We start from the raw sequence: 15,546 nt of genomic DNA, 5'->3' as shown, positions 1-15,546 counted from the left end.
GGTGACGTCGATCGACCGATGGTGGCTGCGCGAGGTCGGCTACGAGGTCTACATCCGATCCTTCGGCGACAGCGACGGCGACGGGGTCGGTGACCTGCAGGGGGTCATCGACCACCTCGACGACCTGGCCTGGCTGGGCGTCGGCGTCGTCTGGCTGACCCCCTGCACGAAGTCGCCGATGCGCGACCACGGCTACGACGTCAGCGACTTCCGCAGCGTCGCCGAGGAGTTCGGCGACGACGAGACCTACCGCCGCCTGTGCCGGGAAGCTGCACGACGCGGCATGCGGATCCTGACCGACCTGGTGCCCAACCACACCTCCTCGGAACATCCCTGGTTCCTCGACGCCCGGTCCTCACGCGACAGCGAACGGCGAGAGGACTACCTGTGGGCCGATCCCGGACCGGACGGTGGGCCGCCCAACAACTGGGTGTCGCACTTCGGGGGGCCGGCGTGGACGCTGGACGAGGCGACCGGGCAGTACTGGTGCCACCTGTTCCTGCCCGAGCAGCCCGACCTCAACTGGCGCAGCGAACGCGTGCGGCAGGAGTTCGACGGCATCCTCCGGCACTGGATCGGTGAGGGGTCCTCGGGCTTCCGGCTGGACGTCGCCCATGCCCTGACCAAACATCCCGACTTCCCCGACCTGCCACCGGCACCGGAGGACGCCGACCGGTTCATGGGCCGGGAGTTCGAGAACCTCGAACACCGCTACGACCTCGACCAGCCCGACAACACCAGGGTGCATCGCCGCTGGCGGCAGGTCGCCGACCCGTTGGGCGCGTTGCTCCTCGGGGAGATCTACGTGCTCGAGCCCGACCGGCTGCGGCGCTACCTCGATCCCGACGACGGCCTGCACCTGGGATTCTGGTTCCCGCCGCTGCACATCGAGTGGACACCGACGACCGTCCGGGCGGTGGTCGCCGACGCCGTGTCGCTGCCCCCGAACAAGCTGGCGTGGATCACCGGCACCCACGACCGACCACGGGCGGCGTCCAGGTACGGCGGTGGTGAGGACGGTCGACGTCGTGCGCTGACCATGCAGTTGCTGCAGTGGGGGCTGCCCGGCATGCCGTGGCTGTACCAGGGCGAGGAGCTGGGGTTGGACAACGCCACCCTGGCGCTGGAGGAGATGCACGACCCGTTCGCCCTGCGGAACCCCGAGAAGGCCTTCATGAGCCGTGACCTGGCCCGCACGCCCATGCCATGGGCGCCGGGGGAGGGGATGGGCTTCACCGATGGGTGTACGCCGTGGCTGCCGTTCGGCGGCCGTGGACCGGAGGAGACCTGGGCGGTCCAGCGCGAGGACGAGGGGTCGTGGCTGCACACCTGGCGCCGTCTGATCGCGGCCTGGCGAGGGTTGCCCGAGCTGCCCGATGACGTGGACCTGGCCGGTGCGGGGGCGGTCGTGGACTACCGGCGGGGTGCGCTGCGCGTGGTCGCCAACCCCGGTGTGGAGGAGGTGGCGGTCACCGTCGACACCCCGTCGACCGTGACGTTCCACCGCGACCGCGCCGTTGACGGCCAGCCCGTCGCGGCAGGGGAGCAGGTCGTGCTGCCCGGCGGCGACGGCATCTGGCTGCTCGAGGGCTGACCCGGCCGGCGGGCTGGTGGCCGGTGGCCGGCCGGCGGGCGACCGGTGGCCGGCGGGCTGGTGGCCGGCGGCGGGAATGTGCAGGTCGGCCGGCCCCCCGGCCGTGCTTCACCACACCCTCGAGGAGTGGTGCAGCTCGGCTCCATGGCCGGCACAGCTGCACAACTCGGCTGGGGGGTGGCGTGCGGGCCGGGCGGTTGGTCGTCTACCGGTGGCCGAGGACCGGGAGCGGCCGGTACCCCTCGGTCAGCAGCGCCTGCTGCTCCTCGTCGAGGGTCAAGGTCGTGGCGGCGACGGCATCGTCGAGGTGCCCCAGCTTCGTCGCGCCGATGATCGGGGCGGTGACGCCGGGCTGGTGCAGCAGCCAGGCCAGCGCAACCTGGGCCCGGCTGGTGCCGGGTGCTCGGCCACCGTGCCGACCGCGTCGATGACCGCCCGGGAGGCGTCGGCGTAGAGGGTGGGGGAGATGGTGTCGGCGGCACCCCGGGACGTCGCCGTGGCCTCGGCCCTCGGCCGGGCCAGCAGGCCCCGGGCGAGGGGTGACCACGGGATCACGCCGACACCCTGGTCACGGCAGAGGGGGATCATCTCGCGTTCCTCCTCCCGGTACAGCAGGTTGTAGTGGTTCTGCATCGACACGAACGGTGTCCAGCCGTTGCGCTCGGCCACGTGCTGGGCCTTGGCGAACTGCCAGGCGTGCATCGACGACGCGCCGAGGTAGCGGACCTTGCCGGCCCTGACACAGTCGTGGAGGGCCTGCATCGTCTCCTCGATGGGCGTCTCGTCGTCCCACCGGTGGATCTGGTACAGGTCGATGTGGTCGGTGCCCAGCCGGCGGAGGCTGTTGTCGATGGCGTCCATGATGTGGCCCCGCGACAGGCCGCCGTCGTTGGGACGATCGCTCATGGGGAAGTTGACCTTGGTGGCAAGGACGTAGTCCTCGCGACGGTCGAACACCGTCCCGAGCAGCCGTCCGGTGACCTCCTCGCTGACGCCGAGGGAGTACATGTCGGCGGTGTCGAAGAAGGTGATCCCGGCCTCGGCTGCACGCTGGACGAACGGCAGCGAGTCCTCCTCGGGAAGCACCCACTCCCGCCAGCCCGGATCGCCGTAGGACATCATCCCAGGCAGATCCTCGACACCTTCAGCCCGGTCGAACCGAGTCGCACGTAGTCCATGCACGGCAGCCTATGCCGCCCGCGAACCGGGATGCCCGGACACCACCCCGGACAAGAGAAGGGCCACGGTGGACCGAGCCGATAGCCCACCGTGGCCGTGGGGTCACCCGCGAACGAGGACCACCGGCGAGGAAGGTACGCACGGTCCGTGGCCGGCAGGTGGCGGGTCTGTTTCGCCTCGGTAACAGGTTCCAAGGGGCCTTTGCGGACTGTATCGGAGGGCCGATTCGCCGTGATTGACGTACAGGTTGCCGAGTCGCCGTTCGGCGGGAGGAGGATTCGTTGCGGGTCACGACGAATGTCTCGCCCGACGCCAGACGCACACGACCGGGGGGATCCGGAAATGGCCAGAAGAGTCGTCATCTCGCGTGTGGCGGTTGCCGTCGCGCTCTCCGTCCTGGCGGTCGCACCCGCCGCAGCCCTGCAGTCGGAGGAGGGACAGTGCGTCCCGCTGCCGGTGGTCGACGACCGCTGTGAGTCGTGGCAGGTCGTCCACGACCCGGTCGCCGATGTCGACGAGCCGTACCAGCAGCCGTCGGCGATGGTCACCTCGACCAGCGCTGACCTGATCGCGGTGGCCGGGTACGGGGCGCAGGACCTCTTCGACACCCAGGGGCAGGCGCACAGCGCCTGGCGCATCCTGGGGATCGATCCCGACACGGGGGAGGTCCGTTGGCTGAGCCGTCCCGGCCTGACCGACGCCTACAGCCGTCCACTCGGGATCCAGATCGCCGAGGACGGGACGAGTGTCCTCGTGGCGGGCTACCGCGCGTCGGCGTTCGGGCAGACCGACGCGTTGATGGTCGTCATGTCCCTGGACGCGGCGACGGGTGAGGTCCGCTGGAGCACGACGGTCGACGGTGGCCGCGCCGAGGCGCGCAGCACCGACGCCCGCGGCTGGTTCGTCGCCGAGGCCGACGGATCCGTCCTGGTGCTCGGCACCCATCGACAGCCGCCCCCCGCGGTGGCGCAGGGGTTGGTCGTGGTCCGCCTCGATGCCGACACGGGTGACCCCACCGCGGTTCGGACCATCCCCGGGGTGATCCCGACCGGTACCTCCGTGCCCGCGGGCCTGGCGGTCAGCGACGACGGGGACCACGCGGTCGTCGGCGCCACGGTCGATGGCGTGGGCACCTACGACCTGGACATGCTCGCGGTCGGCCTGGACCTTGCTGACGGGGGACTGGACGTGACGTGGTCCCATGCGTGGGACGGCGTCGGCGCCCACGCCCCTGATCGGGTCCAGGGCATGGCCGCTGACCCCGTCGACGGCTTGGTGGTCCTCACCGGCATCTCCAGCAACGATGTCGACGGGTCCCCGTTCGACGTCGACTACGCAACGGCAACGATCGCCTACGACATGGAGACGGGTGCCCGGCGCTGGTTGTCGCGGGAGATGCTGGCCGAGCGGGTCGCCATGCCAGCCGGTGTCGCCGTCGACGACGGCCGGGTCGTCGTCGTGGGCAGCCGGTCGGTGGACGGCACCGGTCAGGGATATGCACTGGGGCTGGACGCGACGGACGGATCCACGAGCTGGGTCTCGCCTGTTGACACCCCCGACCGTGATCGGGAGTTCACCACGGCAGTCGCGATCAACGGCGATCACGTCGCGGTGACGGGCGGCTCGTCCTCGTCGGTGGCCGCGACCGTCATGCCCAACCGGGCCACGATCTCCGACACGCTGACGGTCGCGTTGTCCGCCAGTGACGGGTCCCGTCGCTGGACGGCCCGCCACAACAGCACCGACATCGGCGACGACGCAGGCCGGGCGGTGACGGTCACGCCGGCCGGCGACGTCCACGTCCTCAGCCAGGTCACCCGCAACGTCGACATGGACGAGAACTTCTACGACCTGGCCGTGCTCGGCTACCTGGCGGCCGACGCCCCGCCGGTCACGCCGGATCGGCTGGGTCAGCTGTAGGGGTGGTTCACCCCGGGTCCGGGCTGGTCGGTCAGTCGTATCGCCTGAGCACCACGAACGTCGTCGTCCGTGTCGTCGCTGGCCAGCGCTTGATCTCGTCGAGGGTGGCGTCCAGGTCGGCGGCGGTGGCGGCCTCGAAGCGGACCAGCAGGTCGTAGGCGCCGGCGACCGCCTCGGCCTCGCGGAAGGCCGCCATCGCCGACAGCCGGCGGACGTACCGGGCGGTGTCGCCCGTGTCGGTCTCGATCCCCACCCGTGCCACATGCGCCGCCGGGTCCTCTGGCAGCGCCACATCGGCGTGGTAGCCGCGGATGATCCCGTCGCGCTCCAGCCGGCGCACCCGGGCCAGCGCGGCCGTCCGTGACAGCCCGACCGATCGGCCCAGCTCGGCCATCGTCAGGCGGGCGTCGTGGCGCAGCTCACGCACGATCGCGTGATCGAGGTCGTCCACCGCGCTCCCTTCACCGATCCGACGCCAACCGCTGACGATTCGTCGGCATGTTGCCATCGACTCGACGGAATGGCTAGCCGAACTGACACGCGCTGCCCGCACGATGCCCACATGCGACCCAACGACGTCCACGACTCCCTCCGCGCCCACGTCCTCGTCGACGGCTACGACATGGTGCTCGACACCGCGGCCTCGCAGGGGTCCTGGCTGGTCGACGCCCGCACGGGCGATCGGTACCTCGACGTGTTCACCTTCTACGCCTCCTCGCCGCTCGGGATGAACCACCCCGACCTGCTCGAGGACGAGGACTTCCGCGCCACCCTGCTGGAGGTGGCGATGAACAAGCCCGCCAACTCCGACGTCTACACCGTGGAGATGGCCCGCTTCGTCGACACCCTCGCCCGCGTCCTCGGCGACGACGCCCTGCCGCACTACTTCTTCATCGAGGGCGGCGCCGCAGCCGTCGAGAACGCCCTCAAGGTCGCCTTCGACTGGAAGTCCCGTCACAACGCCATGCACGGTCGCGCCGCCGCCGGCAGCCAGGTCATGCACCTCAAGGGCGCCTTCCACGGCCGCTCCGGCTACACGATGTCGCTGACCAACACCGACCCGGCCAAGGTCGCGAAGTTCCCCAAGTTCGACTGGCCACGCCTGACCACCCCCATCGTCCGACACCCTCTCGCCGACCACGCCGACGACCTCGCCCGCCAGGAAGCGATCGCGCTGGCCGAGGCCAGGGACGCCTTCGCCCGCTACCCCCACGACATCGCCTGCATCATCGCCGAACCCATCCAGGGCGAGGGCGGCGACAACCACCTCCGGCCCGAGTTCCTCCGCGCCCTGCAGGACATCGCCCACGCCAACGACGCCCTCTTCGTCCTCGACGAGGTCCAGACCGGCGCCGTCATCACCGGCCACGCCTGGGCCCACCAGGGCATGGGCCTGGAACCCGACGTCATCGCCTTCGGCAAGAAGCTGCAGGTGTGCGGCGTCATGGCCGGCCGCCGCGTCGACGAGGTCCCCGACAACGTCTTCAACGTCTCCAGCCGCATCAACTCCACGTGGGGCGGCAACCTGACCGACATGGTCCGCGCCCGCCGCATCCTGGAGGTCGTGGAGTCCCGTGACCTGATCACCAACGCCAAGGTGCAGGGCGAGCACCTCCTCGGCCGTCTCCTGGACCTCGCCGAGCGCCACCCGGACCTGGTCAGCAACGTCCGCGGACGTGGGCTGCTGTGCGCCGTGGACATGCCCGACGGGGACACCCGTGACCGGGTGACCACCCGCTTGATGGCCGAGGAGAAGGTCATGATGCTGGGTTGTGGCACCCACACCCTGCGCTTCCGTCCCTCCCTCGCCGTGACCGCCGAGGAGCTCGACACCGCTGTCGACGCCCTCGACCGCGTCCTCTCCACCGTTCGCTAGGAGCATCCGTACCATGACCCGCACCGTCACCTCCGTCATCAACGGCAAGGCCGTCACCGACGCCGCCGGCACGTTGACCCTCAACAACCCAGCCGACCTGTCCGACCACGTCGCCGACGTCTCGCTGGCAAGCTCGCGCACCTTCCTCGACGCCTGCCGCGCCGCCAAGGAGGCGCAGGCCGAGTGGGCTGCCACCCCGGCGCCGACCCGCGGCCGTGCCATCCAGCAGATCGGCCGGCTGATCGAGGCCAACAAGGAGCGCCTGGCCACCCTGGTCACCCGCGAGATCGGCAAGCCCTACCCCGAGGCGCTGGGGGAGGTCCAGGAGATGGTCGACACCTGTGACTTCTTCCTGGGCGAGGGCCGTCGCCTGTACGGCCAGACCGTCCCCTCGGAGATGCACGACAAGCAGCTGTTCACCTTCCGCCGTCCCGTCGGCTCGCTGGCGATCATCACCGCCGGCAACTTCCCCGTCGCCGTGCCGTCCTGGTACCTCGTGCCGGCCCTTCTGTGCGGCAACAGCGTCACCTGGAAGCCGGCGGAGTACGCCGCCGCCAGCGCGCAGGCCACCGCCGAGCTGTTCTGGCACGGCGGCCTGCCCGAGGGGCTGCTCAACCTGGTCGTCGCCGACGGCCCCACCACGTTCGAGGGCCTCGAGCTCGGCATGGACGCCGGCGTCATCGACAAGGTCGGGTTCACCGGATCCGTCGAGGTCGGTCGTCGGATCGGCGAGCTGGCCGGACGCAACCTGCAGCAGGCCACCCTGGAGCTCGGCGGCAAGAACCCGCTGGTCGTCATGCCCGACGCCGACCTGGACCTGGCGGTCGAGGGTGCGCTGTTCTCCGGCTTCGGCACCTCCGGCCAGCGCTGCACGTCGCTGGGCACGGTGTTCGTCCACGAGTCGATCCACGACGAATTCCTGCGCCGTTTCGACGAGGCCACCCGCGCCGCCAAGGTCGGCGACCCGATGGACCCGTCGGTGCTCTACGGCCCGATGATCTCCCAGAAGTTCTGCGACAACGCCGAGCGCTGGCTGGACGCCGTCGAGGGCCACCACACCCTGCACGGCTCGACCGGGATCGGGCGGATCACCGCCGACAACCCACGTGAGGGCTTCGTCGGCGACCCCGACGCCGGCATCTTCATGCACCCGACCATCGTCGACGGCATCACCGCCAAGGACGAGCTGTACCGCCACGAGACGTTCGGCCCCATCGTCGGCGTCGGCACCTTCGCGGACTTCGACGAGGCCATCGAGCTGGCCAACGGCCACGGCTACGGGCTGTCCTCCTCGATCTACACCACCGACCCCAAGACGGCGTTCCGCTTCGCCGAGCGGATCAGCGCCGGGATGACGTCGATCAACAACTCCACCTCCGGCGCCGAGGCACACCTGCCGTTCGGCGGCAACGGCAAGTCCGGCAACGGCTCCCGCCAGTCCGGCATGTGGGTCATCGACCAGTTCACCCGCTGGCAGTCGGTCAACTGGGACTACGCCGGCAAGCTGCAGAAGGCACAGATGGACGTCACCGACGTCTCCGCCGACCTGGACTTCCGCCTGAGCGACTGACGCCGCCTGACTGACCCGGCCGACCGACCCCGACCACGAGGGATCAGGCCAGCCCCAGCACCCCGGGCAGCTCCGACAGCGCGTCGATCACGGCGTGCGCGTCGGAGGGATCGCCCGGGGTGTGGTCGTTGCGGACCCACACCGCCGACATGCCCGCCTCGACGGCCCCCTGGATGTCGTCGATGGGCCGGTCGCCCACGAACACACACCGTTCCATCGGCACGCGCAGGCGCTGCACGACGGTGGCGAACGGCTGGATGTGCGGCTTCACCCAGTCGATCTCGGAGGTGTAGAGCCGCACGTCGATCAGCCCGTCGAGGCCGTCGCGCTCCAGGAACTGCTCGTGGAAGCTCCGCGGCCAGTGGGTGTTGGACAACATCCCGACCTTCAGCCCGGCTTCTCGGAGCCGTCGAAGGGTGGGCACGGCGTCGGTGCGGTGCCGGATACTCGGGGTCCACGCGTCGAGGTGGGCCTCCTGGGCGGCGTGCAGCACCGCTTCGGCCACGTCGACGTCCAGCACGTGGCCGGCCTCCAGCAGCAGGTCCATCAGGCGCGAGGACCGCATCGTCGTCGTGGTCTTCGCCCAGGCCGCCGCTTCGATGGCGATCAGCTGGTCGGTCAGCTCCGCCGCCCGGTCGGGATCGATGCGCTCCGCCGCCACACGCCACATGTCGATCAGCTCGACCTCGACGTGTTCGGTCAGGGTGCCTCCCCAGTCCAGGACCACCGCATCCAGCGGGCCTCCTGTCAGGGGCGACACCACGGTCATTGCTGCCAGGCCTGCTGGCGGTACCAGCGATGCTGATCCGTCGGCGGCGCGGCAAGGCGCGTACGGACCACCAGCATCGTCGGGTCGGGAGCGGCGATGTGCGCGCGGAGGGCCTTGGTCAGGTCCTCGCCGATGACCTCGATCACGTCGGCCCGCATCCCGAAGGTCCGGGCCAGCGCCGCGAAGTCGGGGGTCGGCCGGTCCAGCGTCGTGGGGTCCAGGCCGAGGGTGTCCAGCAGCGGGCGCAGCCGGCCCGCCCCGCCGTCGTCGACGACGAGCAGCGTCAACGGCAGCTTCTCCCGTGCCATCGTGGCCAGCTCGCCGAGGTTGGCCAGCAGGCCCTGGTCGCCGACGACCGCGACGACGGGTTCGGTGGAGTCGGCCGCAGCGGCACCGATGGCCGCCGGGACCGCCGATCCGACCGCATCCAGCGTCGGGGGGAACCAGAGGGTGCGGGGGAGGGTCCACTCGTGGAACGCCGCGAGCCACCGTCCGGCGGCGCAGGGGTCGGTGACCACCGTCGCCCGGTCGGGGATGGCCGCCGAGACGGCGTTGAGGAACGCCATCTCCGGGCCGTGGGCCGCCTCGAGCTGTCGCCGCACGGTCGAGCGGACTTCGTCCAGCCGCGAGCGCACGACCGCGGTGCCGCCGCGGTAGCCGACGGTGTCGGCCAGGGCCTTGGTGAGGGTCCGGGCGTCGCCGCGGAGCAGCACGTCGGGCCGGTAGCGGCGGCCGGCCGCGGCCGGGTCGACGTTGATGGCGATCAGCGAGTCCGGGTCGGGTTGCGCCCCGCCCTGCGTGGACTCGTCGTCGAAGTCGGTCCCGATGCCGACGACGAGGTCGGCGTCGTCCCACAACGCCCCTACCGCCGGCAGGTGTGGTGGCATGCCGACCAGGCAGGGGTGGCGTGCCGGCAGCAGCCCGGCGGCGTGCACGGTCGTGACCACGGGCACGCCGACCTTCTCCGCGAGCTCCGCGACCGCACCGCCGGCACCGGCACGCATGGCGCCACCGCCGACCCAGATCAGGACGTTCTGCGAGGAGTCGACGAGGTTGGCCGCTCGGCGCAGCTGGACGTGCTCGACCGGCTTGGCGGTGGTCGCCGTCCCGCTGTCGACGGGCTGGTCGGGGTCCTCGGGCTCCGGCGCCACCGGGGCGGAGGGGAATCCGGGAGGAAGGTGGATCACGACGGGGCCGCCGGGCGCGGTCATCGCCAAGTCGCGGGCACGGGCCACCTGGGCCCTGAGGTCATCGGTCGGCCGCACGACGATGGAGCCGACCGTCACCTCCTCCAGGCCCACCGGCAGCGGCGCGACCTCGGCGGAGTCACCGGGTCGGACGGTCCGCGGGACGATCGTGGGGGAGTGGGAGATCACCAGGACGGGGGCACCGAGCTGGCGTGCCTCCTCCAGCGCACGGAGCACCCCGAGGGTGCCGTCGCCGGGGCCGGGGACCGCCACCACGGGTCGGCCGGTGCGATGCGACCAGCCAGCCGCCGCCGTCACCGCGGCGTCGGCCCGTTGCATCGCCACGAACCGCAGGCCCTGGGTTCGGAGCTGCACGATCAGCTCGAGGTCGTGTGGTCCTGGAACACCGAACGCACGGTCCGCACCGGCTCGCTGCAACGCCCTGACCAGCGCTTCTGCTCCGGTCGGGCCGCCCGCGTCACCACCTGTTGGCATCGCCATGCACGCAACGCTACACAGGATCAGCCGTGGGAGTCCTGATCATGAACGGGCGCCGGGTTGCGAGGGGCGGCGGCACGCGCAGCGTCCAGGGAGCGGACCATCGCCTCGTTCACCGGCTGCGTGGCCTGACCGCGGCGACGCACCACACCGGTGTTCGCCTCGTCGGCGTCGGCCTGTTCGCCCGGCGGCAGCTGGGCGCGTGCCGCGTCGGCGGCTTCGGCGGCCCGTGCTTCCTCCTCGGTCTCCAGCCGTGCCTGCTTGACCGCCTCGACGGTCTTCTTCGGGTCCTTCGGGTACTGGATGCGCGGGTGGTAGACGCCTTCGAGCGCCTCGATGAGGGACTGCTCGACCGCGCGGAGGTCGGCGAAGGTCAGCGGGGAGTCGTCGAGCTGCCCGTCGGCCACGCGGTCGCTGATCAGCCCGGTGACGATCTGGCTGATCTGGTCTCGCGACATGGTGGCGCTGTTCTGCGACGCAGCCCGCACGGCGCCCTCACAGCAGTCCGACAGCATCAGCACCGCCTGCTCCCGCGAGTGGGGCTTGCGTCCCTTGTAGCGGAAGAACGCCTCGTCCGGCTCGGGGCCGGCGTCGTCCTCGGCCCGCTGCAGGGCCTGGCGATAGAAGTAGGCGACGACGGTGGTGCCGTGGTGGGTGCGGATGCCGTCGACGATCTCGGGCGGCAGCTTGTGCACCGCGGCCATCTCGATGCCGTCGGTGACGTGCCGCTGGATGATCAGCGCGCTCTGCCGGGGATCGTCGAGCTGGTCGTGGGGGTTGCTGATCGCAACCTGGTTCTCCACGAAGAAGTACGGCTTCGCGACCTTGCCGATGTCGTGGTACAGCGCCATGACCTCCGCGAGCAGGGGATCGGCGCCGATCTTGCGGCAGGCACGGCTGGCGAGGTTGGCGACCATCACCGAGTGGTTGTAGGTACCGATCGCCTTGTCCTCGAGCTCGCGGAGGAGCGGGTGGTTGCGGTCGGCGAAGTCCAGCAGGCTGTTGGCGGTGATGATGCCGAACAGGCTCTCGAGGAACGGCAGCAGCCCGTTGACCATCATGGCGGTCAGGACCCCGTTGAGGGCGCCGGCCACGAGCGCACCGGTGATGCCCTCGGTGCCGCTGTAGACGACCGTGAAGGCGCCGGCGAGGACGATGTAGGCCAACGTCGACTGCCACGCGGCCTGGCGAAGCTGCCCACGGGCGGTCAGCCGGCCGATGATCGGGATCGACAGCAGTCCCGACACCGCCGCGAATGGCACGATGCCCAGCTGGCCGGGCACCTGGTAGGAGATCAGCGCCACCATCGGGATGACCAGCAGCACACCGATGCGGGCGTCGAACAGGATCGTCGCCAGCATCGCCATCGCGCCGACGGGGATCAGGAAGTGCCGTTCGTTGCCGCCGACGTCCACGGTGTTGATGGCGACGAGGATCGCCGTGAACATCACCAGCAGCACCGCCATCAGCATGAGCTGCTTGGGGGTGTTCCAGATCGTCGGCCGGTAGGTGCGGACGTAGACCGCAACGACGGTGGTCAGGATGACGCTGAGCAGCAGCGCCTGGGCGAACTCCTGCGTCGGGTCGGTGCCGTCCTGGCCGGTGTCTCGCAGCGCCTGCACCTGCAGGTCGGTGACGGTGTCGCCGACCCGGACGATCGGCGTGCCGCGCTGGATGACGAGCGCGACCTCCTCCACCTGCGCGGACGCGGCAGCGCGGGCCTCGCTGGTGGCGTCGACGTCGATGGTGAAGGTCGGACGCAGGGCGTCCCGGATGATCGGGTCGAGCACCTGGGCGGCAACGGGCTGGCTGACGGTGGACAGGGCCAGGGCCCGCTGGAGGTCGTTGTCGGCCCAGCGCTGGACGTCGTCGGTGTCCTCGAGCTCGGTCGCGGCGGCGCTGCGGGCGATGTCGATCGCCTCGGCCCGGGCCACCGACAGCTGGCTGCTGGTCAGCCCGACGAGCAGGTCGATGCCCTCGGTGGACAGCATGGTCAGGCGTTCCTCCAGCGCGGCGATCTGGTCGCTGCGGCTGGGGATGGTGCCGTCGGGGCCGGGTGATGCCGTGGTCGCGGCGACGTCGAAGGCGTCGATGACCCGGTCGATCAGCGCCGTCTGCGCCTCGAGGTCCGGGGTGACGACGGGGTCGACCTCCTCAGCGGCCTGGCGGCGCTGGAGCTCGGTCTCCTCGCTGTCGACGACCCGCACCTGCTCGGCGGCGATGACGGTCCGCGGCGAGGGTTCGCCCGACACGATCGGGGCCTCGGTGAAGAACGCGGCAAGCCCGAGCACCGTGGGGATGCCCATCATCATCACGACCAGGGCGGCGATTCGCCCTGGCCACTGTGCGCGTGTGTTGCGATCCATGTCTGCCAGAAGCTCCAGTCTCCCATGCTACGGCGGACGGCGTCCCGCGGATATCCGCTGGACGCCGCTGTGCACGGTCGACTGGGGTCAGATGACTCCGCGGGCGACCAGGATCGCCGAGAGGCCACGGGCGGTGAGGCCGAAGTTGACGAGCCCCACCACGGCGAAGACCAGCAGCGGGTGGAACCGTCCCTCACGGGCGAACTTGTGCCCGTAGAACAGCACCACCAGCGGGAACACGAACCCGTAGAGGAAGTGGAAGACCGTCGTGAAGGTGTCGCCCGGCATGGGGACACGGCCCATCAGCAGCAGCACCACCCCGAACAGCAGCTGCACGGCCAGCAGGATCTGGGCGACCGAGACGATGCGCCAGAACCAGGGCACGTCGTCGTCCCCCTTCACCAGGCGAAGGACGAGGGCAAGGACCATGACGATCAGCCACGAGCCGACGATCGAACCGCCGACCACGTAACCGTGGATCTGAGAGATGCTCACGCCGGGGAGGGTACCGGGCGGATGGACGGGCACCGATCTGCCGCCCGTGTACGGGCGACGTACCCTGCTCGCTTGTGATCACCGTCGGGTCCGTGACCAAGTCCTTCGGAGGGCGAACCCTGTTCGCCGACGTCAGCATGCGCATAGACGCTGGCACCCGCACCGCGATCGTCGGCCCCAACGGCGCCGGCAAGACCACCCTGATGAAGATCATCACCGGGGTCGAACCGGCCGACAGCGGCGAGGTCGCCGTCCAGCGCGGCGTCGAGGTCGGCGTCCTCGAACAGGACGTCGCCGACTGGGCCAACGCCCAGGCCGAGGCCGAGGGCAAGAACCCGACCCCGATCGACCTCGTCGTGTCCGGCGTGCCCGTCAAGGAGCTGGAGGGGCGCCTGACCGAGCTCGGCATGGCGATGGCCGAGGACCCCGAGAACGAGGCGATCCTGGAGGAGTTCGGCCGGGTCCAGACCCGCTTCGAGCACCTCGGTGGCTACGACCTGGACGCCCGCGCCCGCCGCATCATGGCCGGTCTCGGATTCGACGAGCGGACCATGGACGAGCCCCTCCGGACCCTCTCGGGTGGCTGGATGATGCGCGTGGCCCTGGCCCGCCTGCTGCTGCGCAACCCCGACGTCCTGATGCTGGACGAGCCCACCAACCACCTGGACCTGGAGTCCGTCGGCTGGCTGCAGCAGTTCCTCGCCGCCTACGACGGCGCCATCGTGCTGATCAGCCACGACCGCGACTTCATCAACGCCATCGCCAACCAGATCGTCGAGGTCGCCGACGGCCGCGTCACCAGCTACGCCGGTGACTACGAGTACTTCATCACCTCCCGAGCCGAACGCCAGGAGCAGCTGCTCGCGCAGGCCAAGAACCAGGCCAAGAAGGTCGCGGAGGTCGAGGCCTTCGTCGAACGCTTCCGCTACAAGGCCAGCAAGGCCAAGCAGGTCCAGTCGCGCGTCAAGATGCTGGAGAAGATGGAGACCGTCGAGGTCGACGACCGCAAGACGCGGGCGATGAAGCTGACCTTCGGCGAGGCACCCCGTGCCGGCCGGACCGTCGTGGAGCTGCGCAACGCCCGCAAGGCCTACGGCGACAACGTCGTCTACACCGGGCTGGACCTGGCGCTGGAGCGCGGCATGAAGGTCGCGCTCGTCGGACCCAACGGTGCCGGCAAGTCCACCCTCCTGAAGATGCTCGTGGGCGCGCTGGAACCCGACGAGGGCGAACGGGTACTCGGCCACAACGTGCAGGTCGCCTACTACGCCCAGCACCAGGTCGACGCGCTGCACATGGAGAAGACCGCCCTGCAGGAGGTCGCGGCCGCCGTCGACACCTCCAAGGTGAACCCCCGGTCGGTGCTCGGGTCGTTCCTGTTCTCCGGCGAGGACGTCGACAAGAAGGTCGCGGTCCTCTCCGGTGGAGAGCGTGCCCGCATCGCCCTGGCTCGCCTGATCGCCCAGCCCGCCAACCTGCTGTGCATGGACGAGCCGACCAACCACCTCGACATCGCCAGCCGCGACGTCATCGAGGACGCGCTCATCGCCTACCCGGGCACCGTCGTGCTGATCACCCACGACCGCCACCTCATCCGTTCGGTGGTCGACGTCGTCATCGCCGTCGGCGACGGCACCGCCAACATGCATCTCGGCGACTACGCCAGCTACGCGGAGAAGATGGGGCTGGACTACCTCGGTCGTCCGCTCGGCGCCGACGACGGTCCGCGCATGCGTGGCGGTGCCGGCGGCTCCTCCGACAACGGCCGGGGCGACGGCAGGGCCGACAAGAAGGCCGACAAGCGCGCCGAGGCCGAGAAGCGCAACCGCCTCCACAACCGCACCAAGGACCTCCGGCAGAAGCTGTCGAAGGCCGAGAAGGCGCTGATGAAGGCCGAGGACGAGGTCGCCACGATCCAGCGCGAGATGGCCGAGCCGGGCGCGTTCGACGACCCGGGCGCCGCCAAGCAGCTGACCAAGCGCCACGACGTCGCCAAGTCGCGTGCGGCCGATCTGAGCCGTGAGTGGGAGCAGCTCGTGGAGGACCTGGAGCAGGCCGAGGCGGCCGCCGGCTAGTCCTGTTCTCGGGGTCC

The 15,546-nt window shown here is 70.4% G+C and carries 10 protein-coding genes and 1 pseudogene; 5 read left to right on the top strand and 6 right to left on the bottom strand.

Annotated features, from left to right (window positions below):
- Position 1: 1 nt before the first annotated feature.
- Positions 2–1,594, top strand: a complete 1,593-nt coding sequence (locus DVS28_RS14010; RefSeq protein ID WP_114592001.1) for an alpha-amylase family glycosyl hydrolase — start codon at positions 2–4, stop codon at positions 1,592–1,594.
- Between the two features lie 205 nt (positions 1,595–1,799).
- Here the strand turns inward: DVS28_RS14010 and DVS28_RS14005 are convergent.
- Positions 1,800–2,772: pseudogene (locus DVS28_RS14005) on the bottom strand (aldo/keto reductase).
- Between the two features lie 343 nt (positions 2,773–3,115).
- Between DVS28_RS14005 and DVS28_RS14000 the strand changes: the two are divergent.
- Positions 3,116–4,693: an NHL repeat-containing protein gene (locus DVS28_RS14000; RefSeq protein ID WP_164710531.1), complete on the top strand. Its 1,578-nt coding sequence runs from the start codon at positions 3,116–3,118 to the stop codon at positions 4,691–4,693.
- A 31-nt stretch (positions 4,694–4,724) separates the two neighbouring features.
- Here the strand turns inward: DVS28_RS14000 and DVS28_RS13995 are convergent, their stop codons facing one another.
- On the bottom strand, positions 4,725–5,144 hold the full coding sequence (locus tag DVS28_RS13995) for an Lrp/AsnC family transcriptional regulator (RefSeq protein ID WP_164710530.1): 420 nt from the start codon (positions 5,142–5,144) through the stop codon (positions 4,725–4,727).
- A 111-nt stretch (positions 5,145–5,255) separates the two neighbouring features.
- Here DVS28_RS13995 and lat point away from each other — a divergent pair, with 111 nt between their 5' ends.
- Positions 5,256–6,569 (top strand): L-lysine 6-transaminase, encoded by a 1,314-nt coding sequence (gene lat, locus DVS28_RS13990; protein WP_114591998.1) that lies wholly within the window; start codon positions 5,256–5,258, stop codon positions 6,567–6,569.
- A 13-nt stretch (positions 6,570–6,582) separates the two neighbouring features.
- Positions 6,583–8,139 (top strand): aldehyde dehydrogenase family protein, encoded by a 1,557-nt coding sequence (locus DVS28_RS13985; RefSeq protein WP_114591997.1) that lies wholly within the window; start codon positions 6,583–6,585, stop codon positions 8,137–8,139.
- Between the two features lie 43 nt (positions 8,140–8,182).
- Here the strand turns inward: DVS28_RS13985 and DVS28_RS13980 are convergent, their stop codons facing one another.
- From DVS28_RS13980 to DVS28_RS13965, 4 genes are all read right to left on the bottom strand, one after another.
- Positions 8,183–8,908: an HAD family hydrolase gene (locus tag DVS28_RS13980; RefSeq protein WP_114591996.1), complete on the bottom strand. Its 726-nt coding sequence runs from the start codon at positions 8,906–8,908 to the stop codon at positions 8,183–8,185.
- A complete protein-coding gene (locus tag DVS28_RS13975) occupies positions 8,905–10,596 on the bottom strand; it encodes a thiamine pyrophosphate-dependent enzyme (protein ID WP_114591995.1) in 1,692 nt (563 codons plus the stop codon). The genes DVS28_RS13980 and DVS28_RS13975 overlap by 4 nt, the downstream gene beginning before the upstream one ends.
- Before the next feature lie 20 nt (positions 10,597–10,616).
- The gene (locus DVS28_RS13970) at positions 10,617–12,959 is read right to left on the bottom strand and encodes an HD family phosphohydrolase (protein WP_114591994.1); all 2,343 of its coding nucleotides are present in this window, start codon (positions 12,957–12,959) and stop codon (positions 10,617–10,619) included.
- Between the two features lie 87 nt (positions 12,960–13,046).
- Positions 13,047–13,454 carry a hypothetical protein gene (locus tag DVS28_RS13965; protein WP_114591993.1) on the bottom strand — a complete coding sequence of 136 codons (408 nt, stop codon included), beginning with the start codon at positions 13,452–13,454 and terminating at the stop codon, positions 13,047–13,049.
- A 92-nt stretch (positions 13,455–13,546) separates the two neighbouring features.
- On the opposite strand from DVS28_RS13965, the gene DVS28_RS13960 reads away from it, so the two are divergent.
- Positions 13,547–15,529: an ABC-F family ATP-binding cassette domain-containing protein gene (locus DVS28_RS13960; protein ID WP_164710529.1), complete on the top strand. Its 1,983-nt coding sequence runs from the start codon at positions 13,547–13,549 to the stop codon at positions 15,527–15,529.
- Positions 15,530–15,546 lie beyond the last annotated feature (17 nt).

It is taken from the genome of Euzebya pacifica (assembly GCF_003344865.1).
Classification (GTDB): domain Bacteria; phylum Actinomycetota; class Nitriliruptoria; order Euzebyales; family Euzebyaceae; genus Euzebya; species Euzebya pacifica.
Note: the sequence above shows the minus strand (reverse complement) of the source record. Positions and strands in the feature narration are given on the sequence as shown.

Excerpts from the sequence above, each read along its gene's own strand:
- DVS28_RS14000 (WP_164710531.1), top strand. The coding sequence starts at position 3,116 with ATGGCCAGAAGAGTCGTCATCTCGCGTGTGGCGGTTGCCGTCGCGCTC.
- lat (WP_114591998.1), top strand. The coding sequence starts at position 5,256 with ATGCGACCCAACGACGTCCACGACTCCCTCCGCGCCCACGTCCTCGTC.
- DVS28_RS13985 (WP_114591997.1), top strand. The coding sequence starts at position 6,583 with ATGACCCGCACCGTCACCTCCGTCATCAACGGCAAGGCCGTCACCGAC.
- DVS28_RS13980 (WP_114591996.1), bottom strand. The coding sequence starts at position 8,908 with ATGACCGTGGTGTCGCCCCTGACAGGAGGCCCGCTGGATGCGGTGGTC.
- DVS28_RS13975 (WP_114591995.1), bottom strand. The coding sequence starts at position 10,596 with ATGGCGATGCCAACAGGTGGTGACGCGGGCGGCCCGACCGGAGCAGAA.
- DVS28_RS13970 (WP_114591994.1), bottom strand. The coding sequence starts at position 12,959 with ATGGATCGCAACACACGCGCACAGTGGCCAGGGCGAATCGCCGCCCTG.